The sequence below is a fragment of the Pseudomonas sp. AO-1 genome (assembly GCF_019775695.1).
GTDB lineage: Bacteria > Pseudomonadota > Gammaproteobacteria > Pseudomonadales > Pseudomonadaceae > Aquipseudomonas > Aquipseudomonas parakoreensis.
This window is the reverse complement of record NZ_CP079947.1, coordinates 5,854,351-5,880,026: the sequence shown is the minus strand read 5'-3', so window position 1 is coordinate 5,880,026 and position 25,676 is coordinate 5,854,351. Positions and strand designations below refer to the sequence as shown.

Below are 25,676 nucleotides of genomic sequence, written 5' to 3'. Positions count from 1 at the left end.
GTTCAAGTCGTTGCCTGTGTTTCAAGCTGCTCTAGTGCGGCCTCCAGGGCCAGTCGGTAACCGCTGGCGCCAAGGCCGCAGATCACTCCCACCGCTACATCGGAGAAGTAAGAGTGATGGCGGAAAGGTTCGCGCTTGTGCACGTTGGACAAATGCACTTCGATGAATGGGATGCTCACTCCCAGCAGCGCGTCACGTAATGCGACACTTGTGTGCGTAAAAGCTGCTGGGTTGATCAGAATGAAATCCACACCTTCACCGCGAGCGGCGTGGATGCGATCGATCAATTCGTACTCGGCGTTGCTCTGCAGATACAGCAGATGATGGCCGGCTTCACGGGCGCGGCGCTCCAGATCCTGATTGATCTGCGCCAGGGTCGTTGAACCGTAAGTGCCGGGTTCGCGGGTGCCGAGCAGGTTCAGGTTGGGGCCGTGCAGCACCAGTAGCGTTGCCATCTGCGTGTTCCTTGTTATGAATGAGCAGTCGTCAGAACCCGGCGACTATGCCGCAAAGGCTTTGTGGCTGTCCAGTTCTCTGCAATAGCCAGCACGATGACCGATGTTTACGCGAAATTTGTGACTGAGTGATTTGATCCGGTCATTCATCTCGTCCTGTAGGAGCTGCCGAAGGCTGCGATCTTTTTATTTTTAGAAGCAAGATCAAAAGATCGCAGCCTTCGGCAGCTCCTACAGGGATCGTGATCAGACGCGGAAGGCTTGTACGGCGGTATGCAGTTGCCCACCCAATAGCAGCAGGTTCTCGCCTTGTTCTCGACCTTCGCCGATGCGCAGCAGGTTATCCCCACCCAATTGATGGATCCGCTCGCTGTGATCACGGATTTCGCTGACCGCGCCGCTCTGCTGAGCGGTGATCTCGGCGATGCGGATCGCTGTATCGGAAATGGTCTGGATCGCGCCGACGATTTTATCCAGCGCGCCGTCCGCCGCTTGTGCCTGGTTGGCTGTGGCTTCGGCGTGTTCGACCTGCGCGCGCATGCCTTCCACCGATTGTCGAGCGGCGGCTTGCAGGCCGGCGATCAGCGTCTGGATTTCCGCCGTCGCGCCGGCCGTGCGTTGTGCCAGTGAACGCACTTCCTCGGCCACCACTGCAAAGCCACGGCCCATTTCCCCGGCCCGCGCCGCTTCGATGGCCGCGTTCAGGGCCAGCAGGTTGGTCTGGTCGGCGATCGAACGGATCACCGTCAACACGCCGCCGATGGTCGCCGACTCTTCGGCCAGGTGCTCGATCATCTGCGCGTTACCCTGGACTTCGCCGACCAGCGCGTGCAGGCCGGTGAGGCTCTGGCCGATCACGGTTTGTCCGTGTTCGACGGCCAGCCCGGCATGGCGGCTGGCATCGGCAGCCTGCCGTGCATCGCCGGCGACCTGCTGAATCGTCGCTTCCAGTTCACCCAGTGAATCGCGGATCAATGCGGTGTCGCCGGCCTGATGCTCGGCACCGGAGTGCAGGTTGTTGCTCAGCTCGGCCAGGGTGCGGCTGCTGTCGGCGACCTGTTCGGCGTTACCGCGAATCGTCCCGACCAGATCCACCAGATACGCGCGCAAGCGGTTGAGCGAAGCTTCAATGTCATGCAGTTCGCGGTTGGTTTTGCCCAACTGAATGTCGCGACTGAAATCGCCTTCGGCCCAGGTCGACAGCGCCGGGGCAAGGTTGGTCAGGGTGCGCGCCAGGCGCCGCTGCAAGGTGTCGATCAGCAGCGCGATCAGCAGAATCAGGCCGATCATCACGCCCTGCATCAGGCGCACTTCGCCCTGAATCTGTCCGTGCTGGGCGCGCACCACCGGCTCAAGTCCAGCGATGGCCTGTTGCACGGCGGCGATTTTCAGGTGAGTCGCGGTGCTCAGTTCGGTGCGTTTCTGGATCTGCTCGCGGGTGCGTGCCAGTTCCGCCGGGTAGCGGCCGAGCAGGCTGTTCAATTCACGCTTGAGGCCGATGCCGGCGTCTTCGGCGGCGGATTTTTCGGTGCTTTCGATGCCCATCATCGCGGCGAAATCATCACTGCCGGATTCATTTCTGGCGACCACGCCGAGCAGGGGCAGGGCGTCAATGGCCTGAGCCTGGGCGCGGATGGTGTCGACTTCGCGCTCGACGTCGGCCGCCAGTTCACTGCGGCCGCTGCTGACCAGTTTGTCGCGGGCCAGCGACAGCTTGCCCAAGTGCTGCGAAGCGACAAGCAGCGGCGTCAGATACGTAGCGTTGCCATTGGCGTAGGTGCTGAGTTGATCGAGACTGGCGCTCAGTTCGCGTTCGGCCTGCAACAACAACGCCTGCGGATCACCGGCCAGTTTGCCGGCGGCGAGCAGGTCGGTTTTGCTGAATGCTTCCAGGCTCGACAGGCTCGGGCGCAGGGTCTCGGCCAGCGCCGGCGGCAGTTCACCGAGCTCTTTCTGCAAACCGTCGATGGCCTGGCTGGCGCTGCTCAGTCGCAGGGCGTCGCCGCTGGCGAGGTAGTCCTCGACATTGCGCGCCACGTCATTCTGAAATTGCTGCGACAGGCCGAGGTAGCGCTCCATCAACAGATACGGACGCTCCAGGGCTTTTTGCGACCACCACAGCGTCGCGCCGAGGGCCACGCAGACGGCGACCAGCAGCAGGGTGTTGAGATTGGTGAGCAACTTCAGGCGCATGACGGCTACCAACGGCAGAAATGGTAAGTGCCTGAATTTATTGCGGTTCTGTTACAGGGTTATGACCGAATCGGTGGATTCCGATGAAAAGGTGGCACTTTGCTTTGAGTCGCGCGCAGTCTGCACCCGATTGCGTCCGGCACCCTTGGCGCGGTACAGCGCTTCGTCGGCCTGGCTGGCCATCATCAGGCTGTCGGAGTCTTCGTGCATTTCCACCACGCCGGCGCTGAAGGTGCACCACAAATCCTGCGGCTGCGCCGGATAGTGGATTTCGGCAAAGCGCTGGCGGATCTCGTCGAGCACTTTGTGCGCGGCTTCTATATCAGTGTCGGGCATGACAATCGCGAATTCTTCGCCGCCGTAACGGCCGATGAAGTCGGTCTTGCGCAAGCGTTGCTTGAGGAACAGCGCCAGGCTCTTGATCACTCGGTCGCCCATCGGGTGACCGTGGCTGTCGTTGACCCGTTTGAAGTGGTCGATGTCGAGCATGGCAAAGCTCAGCGGCTTGTTCTCGCGCCGGGCGCGGAACGAGCAGTCTTCGAGCAATTGCAGGATGTGCGTGTGGTTGTACAGGCCGGTGAGGCTGTCGCGGACCATGCGTGCCTTGAGATTGCGCGCACGGGCGGCGCGGTTGCGCACCGTCGTAATCAGATGTCGCGGCTTGATCGGCTTGGTCAGGAAGTCGTCGCCGCCCTCGCTCATCGCGTCGAGCTGCTTGTCCAGATCGTCCTCGGCGGACAAATAGATGATCGGCACGCTGACGTAGCGGTCGTTGTGGCGAATCACCTTGGCCAGTTCAGTGCCGGTGCAGGCCGGCATGTACATGTCGAGGATGATCAGGTCCGGCTGGAAATCCGCCAGTTCGGCCATCGCCTGGATCGGTTCGATCAGGGTACGCGTGACGATTCCGGCGCTGTTGAGCAGGCGTTCGGTGTGCAAGGCCTGGGCGCGGGAGTCGTCGATGATCAGCACTTTATAAGGTTCGTACTGGGCGACGCAGGTCAGGACTTCGATCTTTTCCAGCAGGCTCGACGCTTCGAGGGTGCCGGTGAGGAATTCCTGGCCGCCAGCGCGCACGGCGGCGAGACGGGTCGGGGTGTCGGTTTCATGCAGGCTGAAGAACAGCAGCGGCAGTGGTTCTTCCAGACCTGTCTGGGCTTCGGCGGCCAGTTGCAGGCCGACACCGGCGCCGCTGAAGTCCACGTCCATGACGATTGCCGCCGGCAAGCGCTCGACCATCGAGGAGCGAAATGCGGCGACACTGTCCAGCGCCTGTGCGGTCAGTCCGAAGAATTCCAGCTGCTTGGCCAGGCGTTCGGCGCGGTCGTGATCCTGCAGCATCACGTAGATCGGCTTGCGCAGCGGCGGCAGGAAGGTCTGGTCGAGTTGATCGCCATGGCGCAGACCGGTGCGAGACAGGCGCTGCATCAAGCGATTGAGGTCGGTAATCAGGCCACTGCTCAGGCGCCCGCGATTGGCATCCACGGCCTCCAGCGACTGGCTGATGTGATGAGCCAGTTGCGTGTGCTCGGGCTGCTCGAAGCGCTCGGCAAAACGCAGCAGGCGCAAGTTCGCTTCGTTCAGTTCGGCGAGGTCGGCAGTGGACCACTCACTGCGTTGCAGGCGCTGCCATATCTCAAGAATCTGACGTGCCTGATGAATTACCCGCTGGGCAAAGTGGTGCTTGAGGCGCTCACGGCTGGGGTCTTCTGGCTCGGTCATATCCTGACTACTAGTTAGGGCGCATGCTGAGATCGACTGGTGGCTCTATGCTAGCACCTCTTTTCCCTTATATGAGTGTCGTGCGTCAATAATCTGCGGTGCTGCACAATTCAGTTTCTGACCGAGCGGATTTGTTTTTGACTTGCTCGTCGGTCAAGCCCCCGTATTACGGGCTCTTTGGGATTTTTCCTGTCGTTCGCGAAGGAGTGTCCCACCGCTTTGAAGTCATTGTCTTTCAGAGTCTTCTGATTTTTCTTCGACCCCTTTCACAGGGATTACGGACGGGTAGGGTTAAGGGATTCCCTTAGATGCCTTCGCCACCATGACCCAATGTTTCAACCCGCATCCCAGCGATGGATTACGCCTGAACCACACCACCGCGCCCGTCGCCGAGTGTGAGTGCAAGGAAGAGTGGCTGTACGGCGAAAAGATGCTGGTTACCGAGGTTCCGGTACTGACGTGTCAGTGCCTCTGGCGCGCCTGTCAGCAGGAGGCCGAGAAAGTTGTCGCGCCTGAGGGCGTTCTGATCGCCGACCCCGTTGCACGCAACCGGGCGATCAACGCCGCCTATGCCCGCTTGTGGCAACACGATCCGCGGTTCCAGTGGGCGGGTCTGGCGGCCTTCGCTTCCAAGCAGGTGGGTTGTGGGCTGCTCCATGCCGCAGACAGTATCGAACGTATTCGTGAAGAACATGAGGCGCGGCAGCGGGTGCGGGATGCTCGCCGCGAGTCCGGATTGCTGACTCCTGCAAAAATGCCTGAGCAAGCCGATGCGTTGCGCGAGTACGACGAAGCCCGGGCGCGCAATTCTGTGTCGTCGCTGGATTTCCGTGGCCCCGGTGAGGCGTTGTCAGTGGCGCAGCAACAGTTCCGGCATGTGTACGAGATGATGGCGATGGGCAATACCACGCTGTTTCTGGATGTACATCCGTTGCACCGGTTTTATGCGGTGCGTGGGTTGGCGGAATTGAAGAAGTGTCTTGGTGAGCGGAAAAAAATATATGGGCACCCCACGTTTCCGGTGCTTTGGCCGGTGGGGCAGGAAACGCTTGAGTTTGGAAAGCGCTTTACAGAAATTCTGGATGCTTTTGAAGCGATCGAGGCAGGGAATATTGCCGAAAGTGTGGAGCATCTGGCTTGGCATGAGCAACGAAACATTCTTCAGCCAACCATCTACGAAAACCTTCATCTGGTGACGCTGCTGCGGGGCAATCATTTTTCTTACGTAACGGATTTTCCCTCAGGCGTTGCCCAGGCCATCGAGTTGACCCTCACCAGTCAATGCCAGCGAGTCGATGATGGCCGCACCATCGGTTTCGATACTAATCCTCTAGCGGATTTATCCGATATCGATCAACGAATGGCGTTCGTGCATCGGGCGGCGGCTCGTTTTGACCAGATGCTCAATAACGACAATAGAAATGCGCTAGCACAATCCATCCATGAAATTGCCACCATGGAGGGGAGTTAACTTGCACTTCTTTCTGTTCAACAGGCGCTGTTGGGGGGCGTTGGTGCTCTGTACTGTTCTAGCGATAGCCGCCGCACGTCTACTGACGCAGCCATTGTGGGATGACCCCGTGATTACCGTGAAAATGGGGGGAACATATGAATACATGGAAGCGCACTCGACAGCCGGATTCAAGGCGTGGGGTCGCGGCCGAGGCGGCGTTTCGGGTGGGATCCCGAAGACTGACGCCCGCCTGCGCTTTATTGATCCGCAGTACGGATTCGAAACACCTCTTGCGCGTTTTTTTACGCTGACTTTCGTTGGCAACCTGGTCATCGACATCCGCATGTCCCCGCAAATCGAGCCTTTACTCATCGACGATGCGATGAAAGTTGTAGTCGATCTGCAGGCACAGTGGTGTGCAAAGGGCTGGAAACCGATGGGTACGCGGCGCGATCCGACTATGGCGGATACCCCGCAGTGGCGTGCATACGTCCGACAAGGCGTGCTCTCGGGCACGTCCTATTGGCAGGCTGGCGACAAGTACCAGGCAATGCTGTCACTGGCACGATTTCGAGACTCCAGGCATCCGGATCAGGAGCGCTACCTCATCACCCTTGAGGTCGCCGAACCCTGGATACCTTTCGAAGAAATCGAAAAGCTCCCCGACGAACCCGACCATTTCCCCCCGCCCCAGCCACAAAAAGGAGCAACCCCATGCCCAGCCCAGCCTTCATGACCATTCACGGCAGCCGTCAGGGGCTGATCAGTGCCGGGGCCTTCACCGAGGAGTCGGTGGGCAACATCTATCAGAAAGGGCGTGAGGACAAAATCATGGTTCAGGCCCTGAGCCACGGCATTTTCCTTCCCAAGGGGCAGGGCGCGGGGCGGCGGATGCACAAGCCGCTGATCATCACCAAGGCACTCGACAAGGCATCGCCCCTGATAGAGGTGGCGATGTGTTCCGGTGAGCTGCTCAGCCAGTGTCGCGTGGAGTTCTATCGCACCTCCGCCCAGGGCGTGCAGGAGCACTTCTACACTATCGAACTGGAGGATGCGCTGATCGTCGGTGCCGAGGTGCTGATGCCGCATTGTCTGGATTCGGCGGTGTCGCACTTCACTCAACTGGAAAAAGTCCATTTCAGCTACCAGCGCATTTACTGGCGACACGAGGTGAGCCGCACGATGGGCTCCGACGAGTGGCAAGGCGAGGCGCAGGGATGAGGCTGGTTCATCATGCTGAGTTGACCAGCGCCGAGCGTCAGCATGTTTACCCGGTGGATCAGGCGCTGGAACGCGTCTGTCAGGTATTGCTGGAGCGCCGCCGGCTTGAAGGGCTCGATGAGCTGCGGGCCAGCTTGCTGATCAATCTGGACAGCGAAGTGCTGGGGCAGATCGAGTGTGGCGACTGGTTGTTGCTCAAGTCACAAGCCGAATTCGGCCAGTGGCCGGTTGCGGCGTCGGTCTTCGATCAGACTGTGCTCGAGATGATGAACAATCCCCCCGCGCAGCCCGTCCGAACCCCGCGAATTTTTCGTCTGGTCGACAGCATCACCGGTGAGCCACTGGCGCAGCAGCCTTACCTCGTAACGGTTGACGGCGTTGTCAGCCAGCGCAAGACCGACGCTGAGGGCATCGCCCATCTGTTCGCAGCTGACGCCGTCCGGCCGATTTCAATGAAAATTTTCAGCGTCTGAAGGGCGCGTCTATCCTTTCGCTCACCGACCGCGCGCGGTTTTTTGTTCCATGACCCGATCACGGGTGCCCGGCCTTGGCACGTTGTTGTATGGTTGTGGTCGAACCGTTGAACCCAAGTGATTGAAAGGATATCGCCATGCTGGACTGGAAGAACCGCGCGGGCAGCGCGCCTGAACGTGCCGCTGAACCGAAGTCGGCCACCCGCAGCTACGTGGGCGGGCTGCTGTTCAGCCGCGCGCTGGCCACGCTGATCGGCATTTATCTGCTGGTCACCATCGGCCTGGGCTGGTACTGGAGCCAGGAGCCCGCGCTGTTCCCGGTGGCACAAAATGCCCAGGCGGCTGCCGAGAAAGAAGGCAAGCAAATGGTGGTCGGCTACACCACGGTCGAAACCCTCAAGACCGTTGCCGGCACTCTGCTGAACAAGCCGGGTGGCTACATTTCCAACGACCGCTTCCCGCCAGGCCTGTGGATGGACAACACGCCGAGCTGGGAATACGGCGTGCTGGTGCAGGTGCGTGACCTGACCCGGGCGCTGCGCAAAGACTTCGCCCGTTCGCAGTCGCAGTCGGCCGAAGATGCCGACCTGGCAAAAGCCGAACCGCGTTTCAACTTCGACAACAAGAGCTGGATCCTGCCGTCGAGCGAATCGGAGTATCAGGAAGGCATCAACTCCCTGAGCCGTTATCAGGCGCGTCTGTCTGATCCAACGCAGAAAAACGCCTTGTTCTACGCCCGCGCCGATAACCTGAACAACTGGCTGGGCGATGTCGGCACTCGCCTGGGTTCGCTGTCGCAACGTCTGTCGGCCAGTGTTGGCCGGGTGAAGCTCAACACCGCACTGAAAACCGAAGTGCCGGCGGTGGGCGAAGTGCCGCAGGTTGACGAGGAAGTGGTCGAGACTCCGTGGATGCAGATCGACAACGTGTTCTATGAAGCACGCGGTCAGGCCTGGGCGCTGTCGCACCTGCTGCGCGCCATCGAAGTGGACTTCGCCGATGTGCTGGCGAAGAAGAACGCCACGGTCAGCGTGCGCCAGATCATTCGTGAGCTGGAAGCCTCGCAGGAGCCGGTCTGGAGCCCGATGATTCTCAACGGCAGCGGTTTTGGCGTGCTGGCCAACCACTCGCTGGTCATGGCCAACTACATCTCCCGGGCCAACGCCGCCGTGATCGATCTGCGTCAACTGCTCAATCAGGGCTGAGTCATGGACGAGAGCGCCAAAGAGGCGGCCCATCGCGCCGCCTCCGATGCTGAACAGATCGCCTGGGTCGACGAGCAGGACAACCTGCTCGGCGCCTTGGTGCGGGCCGATCTGCGTGAGCGTGGGCTGATCGGTCGCGGCACTTACATCATGCTGTTCAACAGTGCCGGTGAGCTTTGCGTGCATCGGCGCACCTTGAGCAAGGCGATCTATCCCGGTTATTGGGACGTGGCGGCCGGCGGCATGGTCCAGGCCGATGAGACCTACGCCGAATCGGCGGCCCGCGAGCTGGAAGAGGAATTGGGGGTGAGCGGGGTGGAACTGACTGCCCACGATCATTTCTTCTTCGAGGACACCGGCAATCGCCTGTGGTGCTCGGCGTTTTCCGCGGTGTGGGACGGCCCGCTGAAACTGCAGCCGGAAGAGGTGCTGGAAGCACGCTTCATTCCGGTCGAACAGGTGCTGCTGGAAATCGAGCAAAAGCCTTACTGCCCGGACTCTCTGGCCGCGTTGAAGCGCTATCTGAAGGCGCAGCAAAGCGACGTCGCAAAGAACACATAAATTGGCGCCGATTGGCTCTTAGCAATTGCGCTTTTTGCCGTTACACTGCGCGACCTTTTCAAGCTGCACCGAATGGTTTGATGTGGGCCTGAACGATGACAGGCCTTTAGGAGCTGCCGAAGGCTGCGATCTTTTGATTTTTGAAGATCAGGATCAAAAGATCGCAGCCTCGTTGCACTCGACAGCTCCTACAGGTCGACGTCGAGCGGTTCAATTGTGTCGGTGCAGTAGCGCTGCCCCTGCCTGAGTGGGGCTTCGCGGTCGATGACCTTGCCCAAGGTCGCGATCAGTCTTTGTCCTCCCAAGAGGATTGCCGGTGGCCAAAAAAGCCGCATCCTTCGCCGCCCTTGGTGGCCTGGTATTTTCCACCGACGCAGGTCGTCATTGCCCGGAATGCAGTAAACCGGTGGACGCCTGTATCTGCAAACAAACCGTGATCCCGGCCGGGGACGGCATTGCCCGCGTGCGTCGCGAGAGCAAGGGCCGTGGCGGCAAGACGGTGACCACCATCACCGGCGTGCCACTGGCCGAAGACGCCCTCAAGGAGCTGGCGACAACGTTGAAGAAACGTTGCGGCACCGGTGGGGCGTTGAAGGACGGGGTCATCGAAATCCAGGGCGATCATGTCGAGCTACTCTTGGCTGAGCTGATCAAACACGGTTTCAAAGCGAAGAAGTCCGGCGGCTAGCAGCCTCTGTGAAATCCATCTGCGGCTTGATCCGGCACTGAAGCAGTTCAGATCCGGCGTCGTCTCCATGGTTTTCACAGAGCCTGTTCATGACCGGTTTCTAAACTACACGCGGTCAGCGCGGTCTACCGCCGCGCTGACGAACCGTCATTTTCATTCTTTAGACTGCGCCGGCCTGCGATCAGGCGACGCACTATGACTTCTTTATAGGGGACTTCGATGTCCGTACGACGCACACGCAAAGACGATGGCAGCCAATGGACAGTTGCGGACAGCCGCAGTGTTTACGGGATTCGCCATTGGGGGGCCGGGTATTTCGCGATCAATGACGCCGGTCGCGTCGAAGTTCGTCCGAACGGCCCGAGCAGTTCGCCTATCGACCTGTTCGAACAAGTCGACCAACTGCGCAAGAGCGGCTTGTCCCTGCCGTTGCTGGTACGTTTCCCCGACATCCTGCAAGACCGCGTCCGTCAGCTGACCGGTGCTTTCGACTCGAACATCGAGCGCCTGGAATACCAGAGCAAGTACACCGCGCTGTACCCGATCAAGGTCAACCAGCAGGAAGCGGTGATCGAGAACATCATCGCCACCCAGAACGTTTCCATCGGTCTGGAAGCCGGCTCCAAGCCTGAGCTGCTGGCGGTGCTGGCGCTGGCGCCGAAGGGCGGCACCATCGTCTGCAACGGTTACAAGGACCGCGAGTTCATCCGTCTGGCGTTGATGGGCCAGAAGCTCGGCCACAACGTGTTCATCGTGATCGAGAAAGAATCCGAAGTCGGCCTGGTGATCGAAGAAGCGGCCTCGCTCAAGGTCAAGCCACAGGTCGGCCTGCGCGTGCGCCTGTCGTCGCTGGCGTCGTCGAAGTGGGCGGACACCGGTGGCGAGAAATCCAAGTTCGGTCTGTCGGCGGCGCAACTGCTGTCGGTGGTCGAGCGTTTCCGCGCCGCGGGCCTGGATCAGGGCATTCGCCTGCTGCACTTCCACATGGGTTCGCAGATCGCCAACCTGGCTGACTACCAGCACGGTTTCAAGGAAGCCATCCGTTACTACGGCGAGCTGCGCAACCTTGGCCTGCCGGTCGATCATATCGATGTCGGCGGCGGTCTGGGTGTCGACTACGACGGTACCCACTCGCGCAATGCCAGTTCGATCAACTACGACATGGACGACTACGCCGGTGTCGTGGTCGGCATGCTCAAGGAATTCTGCGACGCGCAGAGCCTGCCGCATCCGCACATCTTCTCCGAAAGCGGCCGCTCGCTGACCGCACACCACGCGATGCTGGTGGTGCAAGTGACTGACGTCGAGAAGCACAACGACGACGTGCCACAGATCGAAAACAAGGAAGCCCTGCCGGAAACCGTGCAGTGGCTGGTTGACCTGCTCGGCCCGACCGACATCGAAATGGTCACCGAGACCTACTGGCGCGCGACGCACTACATGAGCGACGTGGCCTCGCAGTACGCCGACGGCAAACTGACCCTGGCTGAAAAAGCCCTGGCCGAGCAGTGCTACTTCGCGGTGTGCCGTCGCCTGCATAACTCGTTGAAAGCCCGTCAGCGTTCGCACCGTCAGGTGCTCGACGAACTCAACGACAAGCTGGCCGACAAGTACATCTGCAACTTCTCGGTGTTCCAGAGCCTGCCGGACACCTGGGCGATTGATCAGGTGCTGCCGATCATCCCGCTGCATCGTCTGGACGAAGAGCCGCTGCGTCGTGCCGTGCTGCAAGACCTGACCTGCGACTCCGACGGCAAAATCAACCAGTACGTCGACGAACAGAGTATCGAGACCAGCCTGCCGGTACACGGTCTGAACGAAGGTGAAGACTATCTGCTGGGGGTGTTCCTGGTCGGCGCCTATCAGGAAATTCTCGGCGACATGCACAACCTGTTCGGTGATACCGACTCGGTGAACATCTATCAAAACGCCGATGGCAGCGTGTACCACGCCGGTATCGAGACCCACGACACCATCGAAGACATGCTGCGCTACGTGCACTTGTCGCCTGAAGAACTGATGACCCACTACCGTGACAAGTGCGCCAGTGCCCGCATCAGTGCCAGCGAACGCACGCAGTTCCTCGATGCCTTGCGTCTGGGTCTGACCCGCTCCTCCTACCTGTCTTCCTGAGACAGATGCTGTTGCACCGGGTTGTCTGAAATTTCCACGAAAGCGGTGGAAAATTCGGATGATCCGGTGGGACATCTCCCAAATTTCCCGCGAAATAACTGCCTGCCACAGCCGGTGAAGTGATCCCGTCTGCTTTTCGCGTAGGTCATTTCCTAAGTTGTACTTCAGCTCTCTACTCGGCCATGTCTCTCGGCGAGAATCCCCGGCCGCCCCTCCTGTAGAGATCCGCCCATGTTCGAATCAGTCAACGAGCCGTCGTTTCGTCTCGATGTAACGGGGCTGCCCGACCCCTTCGAGGTGCTGGCCTTTACCGGCAGTGAGGGCATCAGCGAACCTTTTGCGTTTGACATCGACCTGTTGATCGATGACCCGCAACTGGACCTGGCCGGTCTGCTGTACCGCTCGGCGTTCCTGCATTTCGGCCCCAGACACAATGGCCTGAGCGGGCAATTGCAGAGCGTCGTGCAGCATGAGCACGCGGCGGGGGTGCGGTTGTGCCGAGTGACGCTGGGACCGAAGTTGAGTTGTCTGGCGCTGCGTTTCAGTCAGCGCATTTTCAGCTGCCAGTGTGTGCCGCAGATCCTCGCACAGGTCCTCAAGGAGCACGGTATCGCTGGCGCGCAACGGCGTTTTGATTTGCACGGCGAATACCCGGTACGCACGTTTTGCACCCAATACCGCGAGTCGGACCTGCAGTTCGTGCAGCGGCTGTGCGCGCAGGCGCGAATTGACTACTACTTCGAGCATCGGCCTGACGGGCACTGCCTGGTCTTCGTTGATGATCCCGCAAGGTTTCCGCTGGCTGGCGGGGCATCTGTGGATGATGACGCGAACTCGCCGAGCGTCCGGCGCTGGCAGATGCAAGTGGATGCCAGCGATGTGCAGGAGCGTTTGGCTCGGCCCGGTAAAGCCCACGGCCACAGCGATCTGCCAGCCTTGCGCAGTGCGCGGTGGCTGGCACTGAGCGAACATCCGTTTGCCGAGTGCAACCGTCGCTGGCTGCTGAACCGGATCGAGCATCGTGCTGATCCGGCCAGCGAACCGCCGTACAGCAACCGGATTCTTGCCTCGGCCGAGGCGCCTCTTGCCCCGCCGACGAGCCTTGCTACACCACCGCGCATGCACAGTCTGCAACGGGCCTGGGTGGTGACCGTCGCTGAGCCCCAGCCTGACGAATGGCGGTCAGTAGCGGTGCAGTTTGACTGGCTCTATCAGGGTGAAGGCGCTGCTGCCAGTCACTGCTGGCTGCCCCTTTCTGCGGCGTTGAGCGAGACGGCGCCGGCAGCGTTGGACGAGGGCGTCGAGGTGGTGGTGAGTTTTCTTGAGGGCGATCCGGATCAGCCGGTGATCAGTGGTGTGTTGCAGGAACCGGCCCTGATCGAAGACTGCCAAGAGCCTCCGGTACTGCCGGACGTTCTGCCGAGCGCAGGTCTGGCGCGGTGGCTGATGTCCGCCGAACCGCTGTTGCTGTTGTGTCTGGTGCCCGGCGGTGGCAGTTATAACCACTGCACGGCGGCAATCTGCAGTTGCCGGCTGGTCGCGTCGCTGGGACAGGGCGGCGCCACTTGAGCGGCGCGCCATTCACCCCGCACACACAGTGGCTGCTGCTCGATGGCGCCGATGCGCGGCAGGCGCTGACGACGTTGCGTCAGGGGTTCGCCGCCGTCCATTGCACGCGGCTGTTCGAGGGCACCGAATTTCAGGCGGTAAGCGAGCTCGGGCCGCTGCTGGTCGACCTGCACGAGTGCCCGGCACTGGCGGCGCTGTGTCACCGTGATCCGCAGACCTGGCGCGGTCTGCTGATCGCAAGCGATGCCTCGTTGCAGGTTCTTCTGAGTCATTTGCGACGAATGCTGACCGTCTCGTTCGGGCTCAATCATCGCGCCTTGCTCGGTTACTACAACCGGCAGACAGCCAGTTACTTCTTCGATGCCTGTGATGCCGCCGACCTGAGCCGCTGGCTCGGGCCGATCCAACTGCTGCGCTGGTTCGGTGGTACCTGGGCTGACCTCGCGATTGGCAGTGAAGGCTGGCAGCAACTGCGCAATCCGCAATGGGTGGTCGAGCCGCTGAGCGTCGACGAAAGCCTGACGCGGCGCCAGCGCGAACGCTTGCAAAACTGTCTGCTGGAACAACACATCTGGCGCTGGTGCCAATCCATGGGAACCGACTATGCGCGGATGGCCTCCCATGTGCAGGAGGGCCTGAGCCTGGGTTTCAGCGACCGCGCGGTGCTGGATGGCTGGTTATGGCTACGCTTGCAGCATCCCCGGGCGCAACTGCCGGACGTGCCGGACGGGCTGAGCCAGCAGGCACGGCTCGACCATGTGCGGCGGCACTGGCAGAACGATCAATCTTGAGGTGTGGCACCCATGACAAACCCGCTGTGGCAACGGTTTGGTTCAATCCTCGGCGGGTGCCTGCTGCTGATGCTGTCGGGGTGTTCGCCGGTCAAGGTGCTCAATGCGCTGACACCCGATGACACGTTCCAGCGAACGGCGGGCATTGCCTACGGCGAAGATCCACGGCAGAAGCTCGACGTCTACGTGCCTCGCCAGCCACTGGAGGGCGCGCCGGTGGTGGTGTTTTTCTACGGTGGCAGCTGGAACAGCGGTGATCGTGGCGATTACGCCTTTGTCGGCGAGGCGCTGGCGTCGCGAGGGATCGTCGCGGTGCTGGCGGACTATCGGCTGTACCCGCAAGTGCGCTATCCGCTGTTTCTTGAAGACTCGGCGCGGGCAGTGGCCTGGACCCGGGCGCATATCCGCGAGTTCTCCGGCAACCCGCAACGCCTGTTCCTGATGGGCCACAGTTCCGGGGCCTACAATGCGGCGATGCTGGCGCTCGACCCTGCGCTGCTCGGTGCGGTGGGCATGTCGTCGAAAGACCTCAGCGGCTGGATTGGCCTGGCCGGGCCGTACGATTTTCTGCCGATCAAGAATGCCGCTGTGCGCCCGGTATTCTTCTGGCCTGACTCACCGCCGCAATCGCAGCCGATCAACCATGTCCGGCAGGGCGAGCCTCCAGCGCTGCTGATCGCTGCGACCAAAGATAATCTGGTCAACCCGACGCGCAACACCGCCGGCCTCGCGCGCAAACTGCGCGAGGCCGGTGTGCCGGTGCAGGATCTGTACTATTCGCGCCCCAGTCATGTGACGCTGGTGGCGAGCCTGTCGCGGCCGCTTCGGCGCCTGGCGCCGGTGCTTGAGCAGGTCGTCGCGTTCGTCAAACACACGCCGGTTCAGTGAGCGGCGCCGCTGAACCAGCCGTCGTCGCGGCGCAGCCACAGGGCAAATACACCGAGGGTCAGGCTGCGCAAGACCATGAACAGCAGGAACGTTATCCACAGCCCGTGATTGCCCAACCCTTGTAGCGCCCAGGCAAACGGCAGCAGCAGGGCGACGGTCAGCAGCATGCCATTGCGCATTTCCCGGGCGCGGGTGGCGCCGATGAACAGGCCGTCGAGCAAATAGCTCCAGACCGCAATCAGCGGCAACACCGCCAGATACGGCAGATAGATGAACGCGGTGTCGCGCACGCTCTGGATATCGGTCTGCATTTCGATGAACAAATGCCCGGCCAGCAGAAACAGCGCGGCAAATCCGAGGCTGGCCAACAACGACCAGCCGCCGGCCACCACCAATGAGCGGCGCAGGGCGAGGCGATCGCGGGCGCCGATGGCGTGCCCGCACAAGGCTTCGACCGCATGCGCCAGACCGTCCAGCGCATGGGCGGTCAGCAGCAGGCCGTTGAGCAGCAGGGCATTGGCCGCCACCGTGGCATCGCCAAGCCGCGCGCCTTGCACGGTGATCAGGAAGAACACCGATTGCAGCGCCAGGCTGCGGATGAAAATGTCGCGGTTGACCGCCAGCAACGGGCGCCAGCTCTGCCACACCTTCAGCGCTGCCCAGGCGATGTGCCCGGGATAGGCGCGCAAGGCGCCACGGGTCAGCCACAGGCCAAGCAGGGCACCGCTCCACTCGGCAATCACCGAAGCCCGGGCCGAGCCGACCACCCCCCATTCCAGGCCAATCACGAACCACAGGTTCAAAGCGATGTTGATCAGGTTGGTGCTCAGCAGAATCGCCAGCGGCGCCCGGGCGTTCTGAGTGCCGAGAAACCAGCCGACCAGGGCGTAACTGGCCAGCGCTGCGGGCAGCCCGAATAACCGGGTGTGGAAGAATTCGCGGGTCAGTTGATCAAGCTCCGCCGACGGCTGCATGAAGTGCAGGGCCACACCGCTCAACGGCACGCCGAGCGTGCCGAGCACGATCGCCAGTCCCAGCGCCAGCAGCAAACCCTGCAACAGAATCTGCCGCAACGCCGCGCCATCGCTGCGCCCGGCGGCCTGGGCGGCAAACCCGGTGGTGCCCATGCGCAGAAAACCCATGGCCCAGGCGAGAAAGGTATAGAGGCTGGCGCCGACCGCCACCGCGCCCAACTGATGGGCGTGGGGCAGGTGGCCGATGACGGTGCTGTCGACCAGCGCCACCAGCGGTACGGAAATATTGGAAAGAATCATCGGCGCGGCGAGCGCCCAGACCTTGCGGTGAGTCGGACGGTCGCGCCAGTCGGCAATCAGGTTGGACATGCGGGCTCCTTGGAGGAGCGGGGATTGTAGCGATTCATGCGGCCTGCGATACAAACCAATGTGGGGCGAGCCTGCTTGCGCAAGCGCTGTGTCTTCAGAGCCGTTTTGGCTGATCTGACGCCTTCGCGAGCAGGCTCGCTCCCACGAGGGTTAATGGATGATCCAGCTCAAAAGCCACAACCCCAACAGCAACCAGATGATCCCGGCAATGATCGACGCATTCATGAACGCGCGAATCGCCGACCACAGCAGCATCAGGCCGACAATCAGCGCGAGGATGCTGATGATCGAAGTGTCCATGCCCAGCGTCTTCGCCAGGCCATCGACAAAGTTGCCGCCGGCGTTGCTCAGAATGTTGAACAGGCCGCTGAGGCCGTCGACGATGAAGCGGATGATCGAACCGAGTGCCTGGCCGAGCCATTCGAAAAAGCTTTCTACCTGCATGTGTGCATCCTGATGAAAGAGCTGAGCCTTGGGCCACAACGCGGGTGGCCGAGTTCCCTGACAGGAGTATGGCCCAATGCTGCGCCGAACGGAAAATCTGTAGGAGCTGCCGCAGGCTGCGATCTTTGGCTGTTGATTTTCAGGGGCAAGATCAAAAGATCGCAGCCTGCGGCAGCTCCTACATGGGCCTTGCCTTCAACGCGTATCCCCCCGAAGCTATACGCCTTCAGGAGAACCCGATGAACCTTGTTGAACTGACCGAACGCCTGCACGCCATCCGCGACCGTAATGACTGGCGGCAATTTCACAGCCCGAAAAACCTCGCCATGGCCGCCAGCGTCGAGATGTCCGAGTTGGTGGAGATTTTCCAGTGGCTGACCGAAGACCAGTCACGCCAGTTGCCGGCGGACAAACTGGCGCATGCCGGGCAGGAAATCGGCGATATCGTCCTGTATCTGTTGCTGCTGTGCAGCGAGTTGGGGCTGGACATGAATGAAGTGGTGCGCAGCAAGCTCGCCGACAGCGAACGGCGGTTCAGCTGATGAGCGACCGGCATTTCGATCAGTTGGCGACCCGTTTCGCCGAAAAAATCTACGGTGGCGCCAAAGGCGCGATTCGCCTCGCGGTGTTGCAGGCCGACCTGGCCGAAGCATTGCCGGACCGACCGCTGCGCGTGCTGGACATCGGCGGCGGTCTGGGCCACATGTCGCTGTGGTTGGCCGAACGCGGCCATCAAGTGACCTTCACCGAGCCGGCCGAACCGATGCTCGAAGGGGCTCGTCAACGCTTCGCCGAAGCCGGGCAGAGCGCGACGTTCATTCAGGCACCGTGGCAGGAACTGCTCGGACAGCTCACCGAACCCTACGATCTGGTGATCTGCCACGCCGTGCTCGAATGGCTGGCCGAACCCCATGCGATCCTGCCGGTGCTGCATCAACTGACCAAACCCGGTGGCTGGCTGTCGCTGGCGTTCTACAACCGTGACGCGTTGATCTACCGCAACCTGCTCAAGGGCCATTTCAAGAAAATGCGCAAAAACACCATGGCCGGTGAAAAGCAGAGCCTGACCCCGCAGCAGCCGCTTGATCCGCGGGAGCTGGCAACGCAACTCGAAGGGTTGTGGCAGGTCGAAACCCAGAGCGGGATCCGGGTTTTTCACGACTACATGCCCGTGGAATTCCAGGCCCGCGCCGAACTCGTGGATTTGCTGGAGATGGAGCTCGCTCACCGTCGCCACCCAAGCTTCGCCGGGCTTGGGCGTTACTTGCACTGGATCTGCCGGCCGATCTGATCGGAGCACCGCATGAAAGCTCAATCCGGTTTATTGCTGATCTGCCTGGGGCTGGCCGCCTGCCAGGGCAGCAACCCGTACGTCGCGCAGTCACGGCCGTTGCCGCCGGCACCGCCGCAAGCGGCCAACACCTTCGATCGCAGTGCTTATCCGGCACCGCCACGCGATTACGGGCGCTATCGCAGTTGGGCCTGGCTCAACGGCCAGTTGCCGCCGGGCACGGCGTGGGCCGACTCGGCGCAAGTGGCCGAAGCGGTGAGCAATGCGCTGGATCAGCGCGGATTGCGGCCGTTGCACGACAACCGTCCGGCCGACCTGTTGGTCAGCGCCAACCTGCGTCTGGAAACCCGCTTGCGTCAGGTGCAGGACGACTACGGCTACTACGGCGGATACGGTGGCTATGATCGCTACGGACACGGTTACGGCATGTACAACAGCGTGCCGATTGTTCGCACCTATCAGGAGCAGGTCGTGGTGGTGCAGGTCAATCTGTTCGACGCCGGCACCGGGCAACCGGTGTGGAGCGCCAGCGCCGAGACGGCCAACCAGGGCAGCCAGCTGGTGCGCACCGATGCCATTCGCAAGGCTCTGGAAAAAGCCCTGTCGGCCTATCCGCCGAGCTAGACTTCATATGAGAACGCTTCGCAGGTTCAGGCCTTCAACCGGAGAAAAATCATGTTCCGCCGTCTCGCTTTATTGGCCATGGCCGCGCTGCTCAGTGCCTGCGCCGCCAATCAGGTCAACCATGACTTCGACGCCAGCCGCGACTTCGCCGCCTATCGCAGTTGGAGCTGGAAAGAACCCGCGCTGCAATATCGCCCGGATGATCCACGGATCAAAAGCGACCTGACCGAGCAACGCATCCGCCAGGCCGTCAGCGATCAGCTCGACCAGCGCGGTTTGCGTCCCGCCGCAGCGGGGGCCAAGGGTGACCTGAGTGTGCAGACCTACCTGATCGTCGAAGATCGCCAGCAGCAAGTGACCACCAACTACGGCGGCGGTTGGGGCGGCCCGTGGAACGGTTACTGGGGCGCGCCGATGTACAACGAAACCCGCAACATCACCTACAAGGTGGCAACGATCCAGATCGACCTGCTCGACGGCAAGGACGGCAAACTGGTGTGGCGTGGCAGCGATGAGCAGATGCTCAGCAGCACGCCCAATCCACAGGATCGCAGCAACGCGGTACGCGAAACCGTCAGCCGGATATTGGCCAACTATCCACCGCGCTAGTGCGCTGTAAAAAAAACGGGAGCCCAGGAGGCTCCCGTTTTTTTGCCCCGCCACAAATCCCCTGTGGGAGCGAGCTTGCTCGCGAAGACGGCGTGTCAGCCACATCCATGTTGAATGACACCGCGCATTCGCGAGCAGGCGAGGTCTGCAGGGTTTTGTGCGGCATCAAATGGCGCGTTGCCACTAGCGCCGTCTACACTCAAACCCACCATCGGAGGTAGCGCTCGGCAACGCGCCAGCAAAGGAGTGCGCCATGTCGCCTCGTACGCAGTTCAATGGCAAGGCCCGGCAACGCGGGGCGATCGGCTTGATGGCGGCTGCGACCCTCAGTCTGGCGCTGGTGTTGATGCTGTTGGTGGTCGACACCGGTCGGCTGTACATGGAGCAGCGCAAGTTGCAGCGGGTGGTCGACAGTGCCGCGCTGGAAGCCGTCAGTCGCGGCGGCAACTGCCAGTCCGGTCTCAGCGCCGCTACTTACGCCGGGCAAAGCGCCGTGCGTAATGGCTACATCGTCGATGGCAACAACACGCTGGTGACCACTTGCGGCAGCGTACAGACCACCGCCACCGGACTGCGCGCGTTCACTGCCGATGCGACGCAGTCGACGGCGGTGAAAGTCGCTGCCAGTCGCACGGTGACCACCAGTTTTGCCGGTGGGGTACAAGCGCTGTTCACGGGCTCGGCGGTCAGTCTGAACACCACGCTGAATGCTTCGGCTGTCGCCGCCCAGCCGACACCGACGGTTGCGCAACTGAACATCCGCAGCAACCTTGCGAGCATCAACACTGCACAATCGAACATCCTCAATCCGCTGTTCTCCGGGCTGCTCGGCGGCAACGTCAACCTCACGGCACTGGGCTGGGATGGCCTGCTCAATACCGACATCAACCTGCTCAGCTACCTCAACCAACTGGCAATCAACCTCAACGTCGCGGCCGGTAACTACACGCAACTGCTCAATACCCAGGCCACGGTCACCCAACTGATTCAGGCGGCCGCGACGGTGGTGCAGCTCAATGGTGCGACCGCTACGGTGATCACTGCGCTGGGTCAGTTGCAGGTGGCGGCGATCAATGCGGCGCCGGTCAAGCTCGGCGACATCCTGCAGTTGCAGACTGGTACCACGGCAGCCGGGCTGGATGCCAACCTGCAACTGCTGCAATTGATTCAGGGCGTGGTGCAACTGGCCAACAGCAAAAGCGCGGTGGCTGCGACCTTGCCGATCAGCGTGCTGGGGCTGGCGAATGTCACGGTGCGGGTCAAGGTCATCGAGCCGCCGCAGTTCTCGGCCATTGGCGATCCGGCGCGGGCCAAGGCCAATCCGTTGGGGCCGGACCGGATTTATGTGCGCACGGCGCAGATTCGCACGCTGCTCTCTGTGAATCTGCCGGTGCTGACCGGGGTGACCGGGTTGACCAATGCCGTATTGGGGCTGGTCGGTACTTTGACCCCGACCCTCAATGCGCTGTTGAGTCTGAATCTGGTGGCGACCCTCAACTCGGTCGGTTGTCTGCTGGGTGCCGGTTGCGAACAGCTTGATCCGCTGCTGTTGCCATCGCCGCAAATCGACATCGCCCTGGATGCCGGTGGGGCGGTCAGCTACGTCACCGATTACAGCTGCCCGGCAGGCCCGGGCACTGCGGGCACGAAAAGTCTGACCGCCCATACCCTCACCTCGATCGCGGACCTCAAGGTCGGCAAGATCGACCCGACCAATGCCTTTTCCTCACTCGCCGAACCGACGGTCACACCGTTGCCACTGGTCGATCTTGGCACCGTGACCTGCCACAAAATCCTCGGCATTGGCAGTTGCGACGAGAGCACCCACGTCCAGTACGGGGCGGGTGGTATTGCGATCATGGTCAACACCAGTGTCGCGCAAACTTCTCAGGATCTGCTGTATTCCAGCAGTACGCCGTTCGCCACGCCGGCCAACCTCAAACTGCCGCCAAGCGTGATCTCGGCGGCGCCGTCGAGCAATATCGTCAACAGCCTGGCGAACACGTTGGCGGGGATCAATCTGATCGTTTACAAACCGCAGGGCAGCAATCCACTGGGCGCCATCGTCACTGGCGTGGCCAGCCTGATCAGTGATGTCACGGCGATTTTGCAGCCACTGATTACCAACCTCGTCAGCCCGTTGCTCGACCCCTTGCTCAACAACCTGCTGAAAAGCCTGGGCATCAACCTGATGGACGTCGACGTCGGCGCCAACATGACCTGCGGTCAGACCGGCAAGGCTTATCTGGTGATCTAGACGTTCGGCGCTATCGGCAACTCGATGCAGAAACGTGCGCCCTCCAGCGAGTTGCGCACGCTCAAATGGCCGCCCATGTTTTCAATGATGCCGTAGCTCACCGACAGCCCCAGCCCGGTGCCGACGCCCACCGGTTTGGTGGTGAAGAACGGTTCGAATATGCGCTCCAGCAAACGTGGGTCGATGCCGCCACCGTTGTCCTCAACCCACAGCCGCACCTTGATTTCATCGCGCTCGGCGTAAATCGAAATCCAGGGTTTGAATGACGCGTCCTTCTCGCGTTTGCCGAGCAGCGCATCGCGGGCATTGACCATCAGGTTGATCAGCACCTGTTCCAGTTGATCGACATAGCCGCGCACCTGCACGCTAAAACCGGTTTCGCTGATCCGCAGGTCGACACCTTTGCCGCGCATGCCTTCGGCGAGCAACGACAGCGTCCCTTCGATGGCCGAGGCCGGGTTGAACAGTTGCTGCTCGACCTCCGAGCGGCGGCCGAACACGCGCATGTGATCGACCACTTTCGCCGCGCGCTGCACCTGGGCGTCGATGCGATTGAGTTTGTCGGTCAGGTAGTCGATCTGCACATCGCCGTTGCCCAGACGCTTGAGCACGTTGACGATGGCCATGCGCATCACGTTCAGCGGCTGGTTGATTTCGTGGGCCAGGCCGGTGGCCATTTCGCCGAGGGTGGCCATTTTCGCGCTTTGTGTGAGTTGCTGCTGCGAGCGGCGCACCTCGGTGTTGTCGCGGCCCACGGCCTGCACTTCGAGCAGGCGCCCGTGTTCATCGAACACCCCGCGATCGGACCACACCCACCAGGCATGCTCGCGTCCGGGCAGTTGCAGGCTGATTTCGGCGGTGCTCACCGGCAGCTCAGGAGTCAGCAGCGCCAGGCGTTGCACGAAGGCGGCGCGTTGTTCGTCGGACATCCAGCTGCCCAGATCGACCCCCGGCAATTGCTCCGGCGAGCATTCCAGATAAGTCGCCAGTGGCCGGTTGCCGAAGGTCAGGGTCAGGTCCGGACGATAACGGCAAATCATCGCCGGCGAGTCTTCCACCAGAATCCGGTAGCGCTCTTCGCTCTGTTTGACCTGTTCGGCGGCGAGGGTCGCTTCGGTGACGTCCAGCCACAGGCCGACGGCTTCGACCGGCAGGCCCAGGTCATTGCGCAGCAGCTTGGCTTCATCGAGCAGCCAGTGGTATTCGCCGCGCGCGTCGCGTAAACGAAAGCGCCCGCGCACCGAGCCTTCGCGCAGCAGTTGGCGGGTACGGGCGAAATACAGATCGCGGTCTTCAGGATGAATCAATTGCACCCAGTCAGTGCCAATGCCCTCGTCCGGCGTCCAGCCCAGCAGCGGCTGCAAACTGGCGCTGAAGAAATCGGGACGTAGCGCGCCCTCGACGTAACGCTGCACATAAATCACCGCTGGCGAACTGGCGATCAGGTTGTCCAGTCGCGCGTGCGCAGCTTCGGCTCGCTGCTGCTGGTTCCGGATGTCGCTGATGTCGAGCATGAACCCCACCAGTCGCCGCTGTTCGCCACTGCCGGCGACCTGACCTTGCACGCGATACCACTGCGGTGTTTGTCCTGATTCGCTGCGGTGCAGACGAACGCTCAGGCTCAGGGCTTCGCCGTGCAGTTGCAGGGCGTGCAGACGGCTGCGCAGTTCTTCGCGGTCGGCCGGATGAATCAGCGCCAGCCAGTCTTGCAGCGAGATTCGAGCGCTGTCCGCCGGCAGCGCAGCGAGCAGCGACGGCGCCAGCAACACGTCGTCCCCGAGCATTTCCCACCAGCCGGTACCCAGCAGGGTTTGCAGTGACTCGAGGCGCTCGGTGTAGTGATGATGTTGCTGATCCCGCAGACGGCTGAGCAGCGGGCCGGCGAGGGCGCCGGTCAGTGACATCCAGTCGCGGTCGCTCAGGTGTGGCGCGACAACGTCCACGGTGTAGAAACCACAGAGCAGCCATGCCGCCACCCCGCGATCATCGCTGTAAGGCACGGCGAAACCATCGGCGTTGCCGAAGATCGCTGCAACGCGCGAGTGTTCGAACAAACCGTGATGCGCGCCGAGACGCTGCGGTGCACTGCCGTTGAGGCTGTCGAGCGGCGTGCCCAGACGCTGGCCGTCCTGCCACAGCATGGGGGCATCGTGGGCGCGATAGTGTTGAAAAATCTGCCAGCCCTGTGCCTGTTCGTCGAGCAGGGCAATGGCCAGGCACGGGATTCGCCAGCGCTGGGCGATGGCCTGCAACTGCTCGCTGAGCACCACCGGCAGGCGCATCAGGCTGCAGGTGCGCAGGTGGTCGCTGATCTGCCCGGCAAGGGCCTGACAGGATTCGCGGTGGCGCGATTGCTGGCGCTCCAGCAGCAGGTCGCCGATGTCCATCAGTTGCAATACCCAGCCCGCCGCCGAAGGCTGCACCCAGCCGCGCAAATGCAGGGTCTGGTCACTGAGCCCGGGGAAATCCAGGTCGAGCATTTGCCCTTGCCAGTCCTGCGGCCGGCCTTCGATCGCCAGCGTACTGTGTGCGAGTAAATAAGCCGCCAACGGTAGCGGCGAATCGTGGGGCGGCTGTTGCGCCAACAGATGACGCAACGGCCCGGCCATCTGCAGTACGCCGCCGTCGTGATCCAGGTGCAGGTGCAAACCCTGCGGCGGTGAGCCGAGGTGGTCGGGCAGTTCACTGGCGGGCGCCGGCGCGCGTTTGAGCAGGCGTCCGAACAGATGGTCGCCGGAGGTCAAAATTTCAGGCTCGACGCGGCGGAGAGGGTGGCGGGCAGGCTCGGCACGGCACCCACGCCCGGCAGCACCAGAAATGGAATGACCTGATTGAGCTTGCTGGTGGGGTAATCGACTCTGACCGTCAGCGTACCTTGAGTGGCGTCATACACCGCTGAGGTGTCGACACCGACCACCAGGTTCAGCGCGGGTGGCACCCACTGCAACTGCTGGGTCAACGCGGTGTTGGCAGTGCTCACCACCACGGAGGCATAACCAGGCGTGTTGGGGTCGACTCCGACGCTGCGGCGCACCGCTTCGGATGTCGCCTCGTTGAAGGTCTGCATCAATACAAACGGCAGGCTGTAACTGACCAGCGCGTAAAATACGGCGAAAAAAATCACGAATACCAGGGCGAATTCGATCGCCACTGCGCCTGCCTGTGATTTTGCGAAGCCGGTTTTCATGACTGCGTCTACCCTGACGTTCACTGCGTAGTATCAGCATAGAATCAATCAGCAAAATCGGACGGGATTTAACCGGATGCAGAGTTTCGTTCTCCTGATCTGGCTGGCGGTTTGCGCCGCCCAGGATGCCCGACACCGGCGTATCGCCAATGCACTGACATTCGGCGCGGGAGCTCTGGCGCTGATCTATCTGCTGGTGACTGGCACGACCTGGCTCGGTGCCGAAGCGCAGCAGGGACTGTGGGCGGGCGTGATCGCCTTGGTGTTGACCCTGCCGGGGTACTTCATGGGGCGCATGGGTGCCGGCGATGTGAAACTAATGACAGCCATGGGCCTTGCGACGAACGGTTTATTCATTCTTTGTGCGTTTATCGGCGCCGGCGTCGCCAGTCTGATCTGGCTGCTTGTTGCGCCAAGAGTCTGGCTTCATATGAGTCAACGACTTAGAGAACATCTTCGATATATGGAGCCTGGAGTGTCAAAGAAGCTGCCATTTGCACCGTTCGTGCTGCTGGGCGTACTGGCTTCGATTCATTGGATCCATTAGTCGCCAGGTGCCACTAGTTCTA

24 protein-coding genes are annotated in these 25,676 nt (G+C 61.5%); 17 read left to right on the top strand and 7 right to left on the bottom strand.

Annotated elements, in window-relative coordinates:
* Positions 1-2 precede the first annotated feature (2 nt).
* The 3 genes from aroQ to gcbA all read right to left on the bottom strand — a co-directional run bounded on the left by aroQ (position 3) and on the right by gcbA (position 4,370).
* Positions 3-455 (bottom strand): type II 3-dehydroquinate dehydratase, encoded by a 453-nt coding sequence (gene aroQ, locus KVQ82_RS26830; protein WP_007914604.1) that lies wholly within the window; start codon positions 453-455, stop codon positions 3-5.
* A gap of 246 nt (positions 456-701) precedes the next feature.
* The gene (locus KVQ82_RS26825) at positions 702-2,648 is read right to left on the bottom strand and encodes a methyl-accepting chemotaxis protein (RefSeq protein ID WP_222016769.1); all 1,947 of its coding nucleotides are present in this window, start codon (positions 2,646-2,648) and stop codon (positions 702-704) included.
* A gap of 51 nt (positions 2,649-2,699) precedes the next feature.
* Positions 2,700-4,370 carry a diguanylate cyclase GcbA gene (gene gcbA / locus KVQ82_RS26820; RefSeq protein WP_222016767.1) on the bottom strand — a complete coding sequence of 557 codons (1,671 nt, stop codon included), beginning with the start codon at positions 4,368-4,370 and terminating at the stop codon, positions 2,700-2,702.
* Between the two features lie 322 nt (positions 4,371-4,692).
* Here gcbA and KVQ82_RS26815 point away from each other — a divergent pair, with 322 nt between their 5' ends.
* The 11 genes from KVQ82_RS26815 (at position 4,693) to KVQ82_RS26765 (ending at position 15,352) form a co-directional block, all read left to right on the top strand.
* The gene (locus tag KVQ82_RS26815) at positions 4,693-5,841 is read left to right on the top strand and encodes a hypothetical protein (protein WP_222016764.1); all 1,149 of its coding nucleotides are present in this window, start codon (positions 4,693-4,695) and stop codon (positions 5,839-5,841) included.
* Positions 5,842-5,950: 109 nt separating this feature from the next.
* Positions 5,951-6,559, top strand: coding sequence for a hypothetical protein (locus KVQ82_RS26810; RefSeq protein WP_313902814.1), 609 nt, complete (start codon positions 5,951-5,953; stop codon positions 6,557-6,559).
* Complete coding sequence (locus tag KVQ82_RS26805; RefSeq protein ID WP_222016761.1) at positions 6,538-7,044, top strand: Hcp family type VI secretion system effector; 507 nt, start codon at positions 6,538-6,540, stop codon at positions 7,042-7,044. The genes KVQ82_RS26810 and KVQ82_RS26805 overlap by 22 nt, the downstream gene beginning before the upstream one ends.
* Positions 7,041-7,517, top strand: coding sequence for a hypothetical protein (locus KVQ82_RS26800; RefSeq protein ID WP_222016758.1), 477 nt, complete (start codon positions 7,041-7,043; stop codon positions 7,515-7,517). Before KVQ82_RS26805 ends, KVQ82_RS26800 begins: the two co-directional genes overlap by 4 nt.
* A gap of 137 nt (positions 7,518-7,654) precedes the next feature.
* Positions 7,655-8,722 (top strand): DUF2333 family protein, encoded by a 1,068-nt coding sequence (locus tag KVQ82_RS26795; RefSeq protein WP_007963034.1) that lies wholly within the window; start codon positions 7,655-7,657, stop codon positions 8,720-8,722.
* A gap of 3 nt (positions 8,723-8,725) precedes the next feature.
* Entirely contained in the window at positions 8,726-9,283 is a 558-nt protein-coding gene (locus KVQ82_RS26790) for an NUDIX hydrolase (RefSeq protein WP_047291057.1), read from the top strand.
* Positions 9,284-9,599: 316 nt separating this feature from the next.
* On the top strand, positions 9,600-9,971 hold the full coding sequence (locus KVQ82_RS26785; protein ID WP_041068080.1) for a translation initiation factor Sui1: 372 nt from the start codon (positions 9,600-9,602) through the stop codon (positions 9,969-9,971).
* A gap of 219 nt (positions 9,972-10,190) precedes the next feature.
* The gene (gene speA / locus KVQ82_RS26780) at positions 10,191-12,104 is read left to right on the top strand and encodes an arginine decarboxylase (protein WP_007963030.1); all 1,914 of its coding nucleotides are present in this window, start codon (positions 10,191-10,193) and stop codon (positions 12,102-12,104) included.
* A gap of 231 nt (positions 12,105-12,335) precedes the next feature.
* Positions 12,336-13,673, top strand: coding sequence for a contractile injection system protein, VgrG/Pvc8 family (locus tag KVQ82_RS26775; protein WP_222016756.1), 1,338 nt, complete (start codon positions 12,336-12,338; stop codon positions 13,671-13,673).
* Entirely contained in the window at positions 13,670-14,464 is a 795-nt protein-coding gene (locus KVQ82_RS26770) for a DUF4123 domain-containing protein (RefSeq protein WP_222016754.1), read from the top strand. Before KVQ82_RS26775 ends, KVQ82_RS26770 begins: the two co-directional genes overlap by 4 nt.
* Positions 14,465-14,476: 12 nt before the next feature.
* Positions 14,477-15,352: an alpha/beta hydrolase gene (locus KVQ82_RS26765; RefSeq protein ID WP_086794457.1), complete on the top strand. Its 876-nt coding sequence runs from the start codon at positions 14,477-14,479 to the stop codon at positions 15,350-15,352.
* Here the strand turns inward: KVQ82_RS26765 and KVQ82_RS26760 are convergent.
* Positions 15,346-16,695, bottom strand: a complete 1,350-nt coding sequence (locus tag KVQ82_RS26760) for an MATE family efflux transporter (RefSeq protein ID WP_222016752.1) — start codon at positions 16,693-16,695, stop codon at positions 15,346-15,348. The two genes, KVQ82_RS26765 and KVQ82_RS26760, sit on opposite strands and share 7 nt — an antisense overlap.
* Before the next feature lie 150 nt (positions 16,696-16,845).
* Positions 16,846-17,139, bottom strand: coding sequence for a hypothetical protein (locus KVQ82_RS26755; protein ID WP_007963021.1), 294 nt, complete (start codon positions 17,137-17,139; stop codon positions 16,846-16,848).
* Between the two features lie 239 nt (positions 17,140-17,378).
* On the opposite strand from KVQ82_RS26755, the gene KVQ82_RS26750 reads away from it, so the two are divergent.
* From KVQ82_RS26750 to KVQ82_RS26730, 5 genes are all read left to right on the top strand, one after another.
* The gene (locus KVQ82_RS26750; protein ID WP_008011269.1) at positions 17,379-17,681 is read left to right on the top strand and encodes a MazG-like family protein; all 303 of its coding nucleotides are present in this window, start codon (positions 17,379-17,381) and stop codon (positions 17,679-17,681) included.
* Positions 17,681-18,430 (top strand): methyltransferase, encoded by a 750-nt coding sequence (locus KVQ82_RS26745; protein WP_222016751.1) that lies wholly within the window; start codon positions 17,681-17,683, stop codon positions 18,428-18,430. The genes KVQ82_RS26750 and KVQ82_RS26745 overlap by 1 nt, the downstream gene beginning before the upstream one ends.
* A gap of 12 nt (positions 18,431-18,442) precedes the next feature.
* Positions 18,443-19,054 carry a DUF4136 domain-containing protein gene (locus KVQ82_RS26740; RefSeq protein ID WP_222016749.1) on the top strand — a complete coding sequence of 204 codons (612 nt, stop codon included), beginning with the start codon at positions 18,443-18,445 and terminating at the stop codon, positions 19,052-19,054.
* Positions 19,055-19,105: 51 nt separating this feature from the next.
* On the top strand, positions 19,106-19,663 hold the full coding sequence (locus KVQ82_RS26735; protein ID WP_007963018.1) for a DUF4136 domain-containing protein: 558 nt from the start codon (positions 19,106-19,108) through the stop codon (positions 19,661-19,663).
* A 253-nt stretch (positions 19,664-19,916) separates the two neighbouring features.
* The gene (locus KVQ82_RS26730) at positions 19,917-21,920 is read left to right on the top strand and encodes a pilus assembly protein TadG-related protein (protein WP_222016745.1); all 2,004 of its coding nucleotides are present in this window, start codon (positions 19,917-19,919) and stop codon (positions 21,918-21,920) included.
* Here the strand turns inward: KVQ82_RS26730 and KVQ82_RS26725 are convergent.
* Both KVQ82_RS26725 and KVQ82_RS26720 read right to left on the bottom strand, forming a co-directional pair.
* Positions 21,917-24,664 carry a PAS domain-containing protein gene (locus KVQ82_RS26725; protein WP_222016742.1) on the bottom strand — a complete coding sequence of 916 codons (2,748 nt, stop codon included), beginning with the start codon at positions 24,662-24,664 and terminating at the stop codon, positions 21,917-21,919. The genes KVQ82_RS26730 and KVQ82_RS26725 overlap by 4 nt on opposite strands.
* Positions 24,661-25,107: a TadE/TadG family type IV pilus assembly protein gene (locus KVQ82_RS26720; protein WP_041068044.1), complete on the bottom strand. Its 447-nt coding sequence runs from the start codon at positions 25,105-25,107 to the stop codon at positions 24,661-24,663. The genes KVQ82_RS26725 and KVQ82_RS26720 overlap by 4 nt, the downstream gene beginning before the upstream one ends.
* 76 nt (positions 25,108-25,183) lie before the next feature.
* Here KVQ82_RS26720 and KVQ82_RS26715 point away from each other — a divergent pair, with 76 nt between their 5' ends.
* Positions 25,184-25,654, top strand: coding sequence for a prepilin peptidase (locus tag KVQ82_RS26715; RefSeq protein ID WP_086794449.1), 471 nt, complete (start codon positions 25,184-25,186; stop codon positions 25,652-25,654).
* Positions 25,655-25,676 lie beyond the last annotated feature (22 nt).

Bases quoted from the DNA above. Each gene is read 5' to 3' on its own strand.
- aroQ (WP_007914604.1), bottom strand. From the start codon at position 455: ATGGCAACGCTACTGGTGCTGCACGGCCCCAACCTGAACCTGCTCGGC.
- KVQ82_RS26825 (WP_222016769.1), bottom strand. From the start codon at position 2,648: ATGCGCCTGAAGTTGCTCACCAATCTCAACACCCTGCTGCTGGTCGCC.
- gcbA (WP_222016767.1), bottom strand. From the start codon at position 4,370: ATGACCGAGCCAGAAGACCCCAGCCGTGAGCGCCTCAAGCACCACTTT.
- KVQ82_RS26815 (WP_222016764.1), top strand. From the start codon at position 4,693: ATGACCCAATGTTTCAACCCGCATCCCAGCGATGGATTACGCCTGAAC.
- KVQ82_RS26805 (WP_222016761.1), top strand. From the start codon at position 6,538: ATGCCCAGCCCAGCCTTCATGACCATTCACGGCAGCCGTCAGGGGCTG.
- KVQ82_RS26800 (WP_222016758.1), top strand. From the start codon at position 7,041: ATGAGGCTGGTTCATCATGCTGAGTTGACCAGCGCCGAGCGTCAGCAT.
- KVQ82_RS26795 (WP_007963034.1), top strand. From the start codon at position 7,655: ATGCTGGACTGGAAGAACCGCGCGGGCAGCGCGCCTGAACGTGCCGCT.
- KVQ82_RS26790 (WP_047291057.1), top strand. From the start codon at position 8,726: ATGGACGAGAGCGCCAAAGAGGCGGCCCATCGCGCCGCCTCCGATGCT.
- speA (WP_007963030.1), top strand. From the start codon at position 10,191: ATGTCCGTACGACGCACACGCAAAGACGATGGCAGCCAATGGACAGTT.
- KVQ82_RS26775 (WP_222016756.1), top strand. From the start codon at position 12,336: ATGTTCGAATCAGTCAACGAGCCGTCGTTTCGTCTCGATGTAACGGGG.
- KVQ82_RS26765 (WP_086794457.1), top strand. From the start codon at position 14,477: ATGACAAACCCGCTGTGGCAACGGTTTGGTTCAATCCTCGGCGGGTGC.
- KVQ82_RS26760 (WP_222016752.1), bottom strand. From the start codon at position 16,695: ATGTCCAACCTGATTGCCGACTGGCGCGACCGTCCGACTCACCGCAAG.
- KVQ82_RS26755 (WP_007963021.1), bottom strand. From the start codon at position 17,139: ATGCAGGTAGAAAGCTTTTTCGAATGGCTCGGCCAGGCACTCGGTTCG.
- KVQ82_RS26750 (WP_008011269.1), top strand. From the start codon at position 17,379: ATGAACCTTGTTGAACTGACCGAACGCCTGCACGCCATCCGCGACCGT.
- KVQ82_RS26745 (WP_222016751.1), top strand. From the start codon at position 17,681: ATGAGCGACCGGCATTTCGATCAGTTGGCGACCCGTTTCGCCGAAAAA.
- KVQ82_RS26740 (WP_222016749.1), top strand. From the start codon at position 18,443: ATGAAAGCTCAATCCGGTTTATTGCTGATCTGCCTGGGGCTGGCCGCC.
- KVQ82_RS26735 (WP_007963018.1), top strand. From the start codon at position 19,106: ATGTTCCGCCGTCTCGCTTTATTGGCCATGGCCGCGCTGCTCAGTGCC.
- KVQ82_RS26730 (WP_222016745.1), top strand. From the start codon at position 19,917: ATGTCGCCTCGTACGCAGTTCAATGGCAAGGCCCGGCAACGCGGGGCG.
- KVQ82_RS26720 (WP_041068044.1), bottom strand. From the start codon at position 25,107: ATGAAAACCGGCTTCGCAAAATCACAGGCAGGCGCAGTGGCGATCGAA.
- KVQ82_RS26715 (WP_086794449.1), top strand. From the start codon at position 25,184: ATGCAGAGTTTCGTTCTCCTGATCTGGCTGGCGGTTTGCGCCGCCCAG.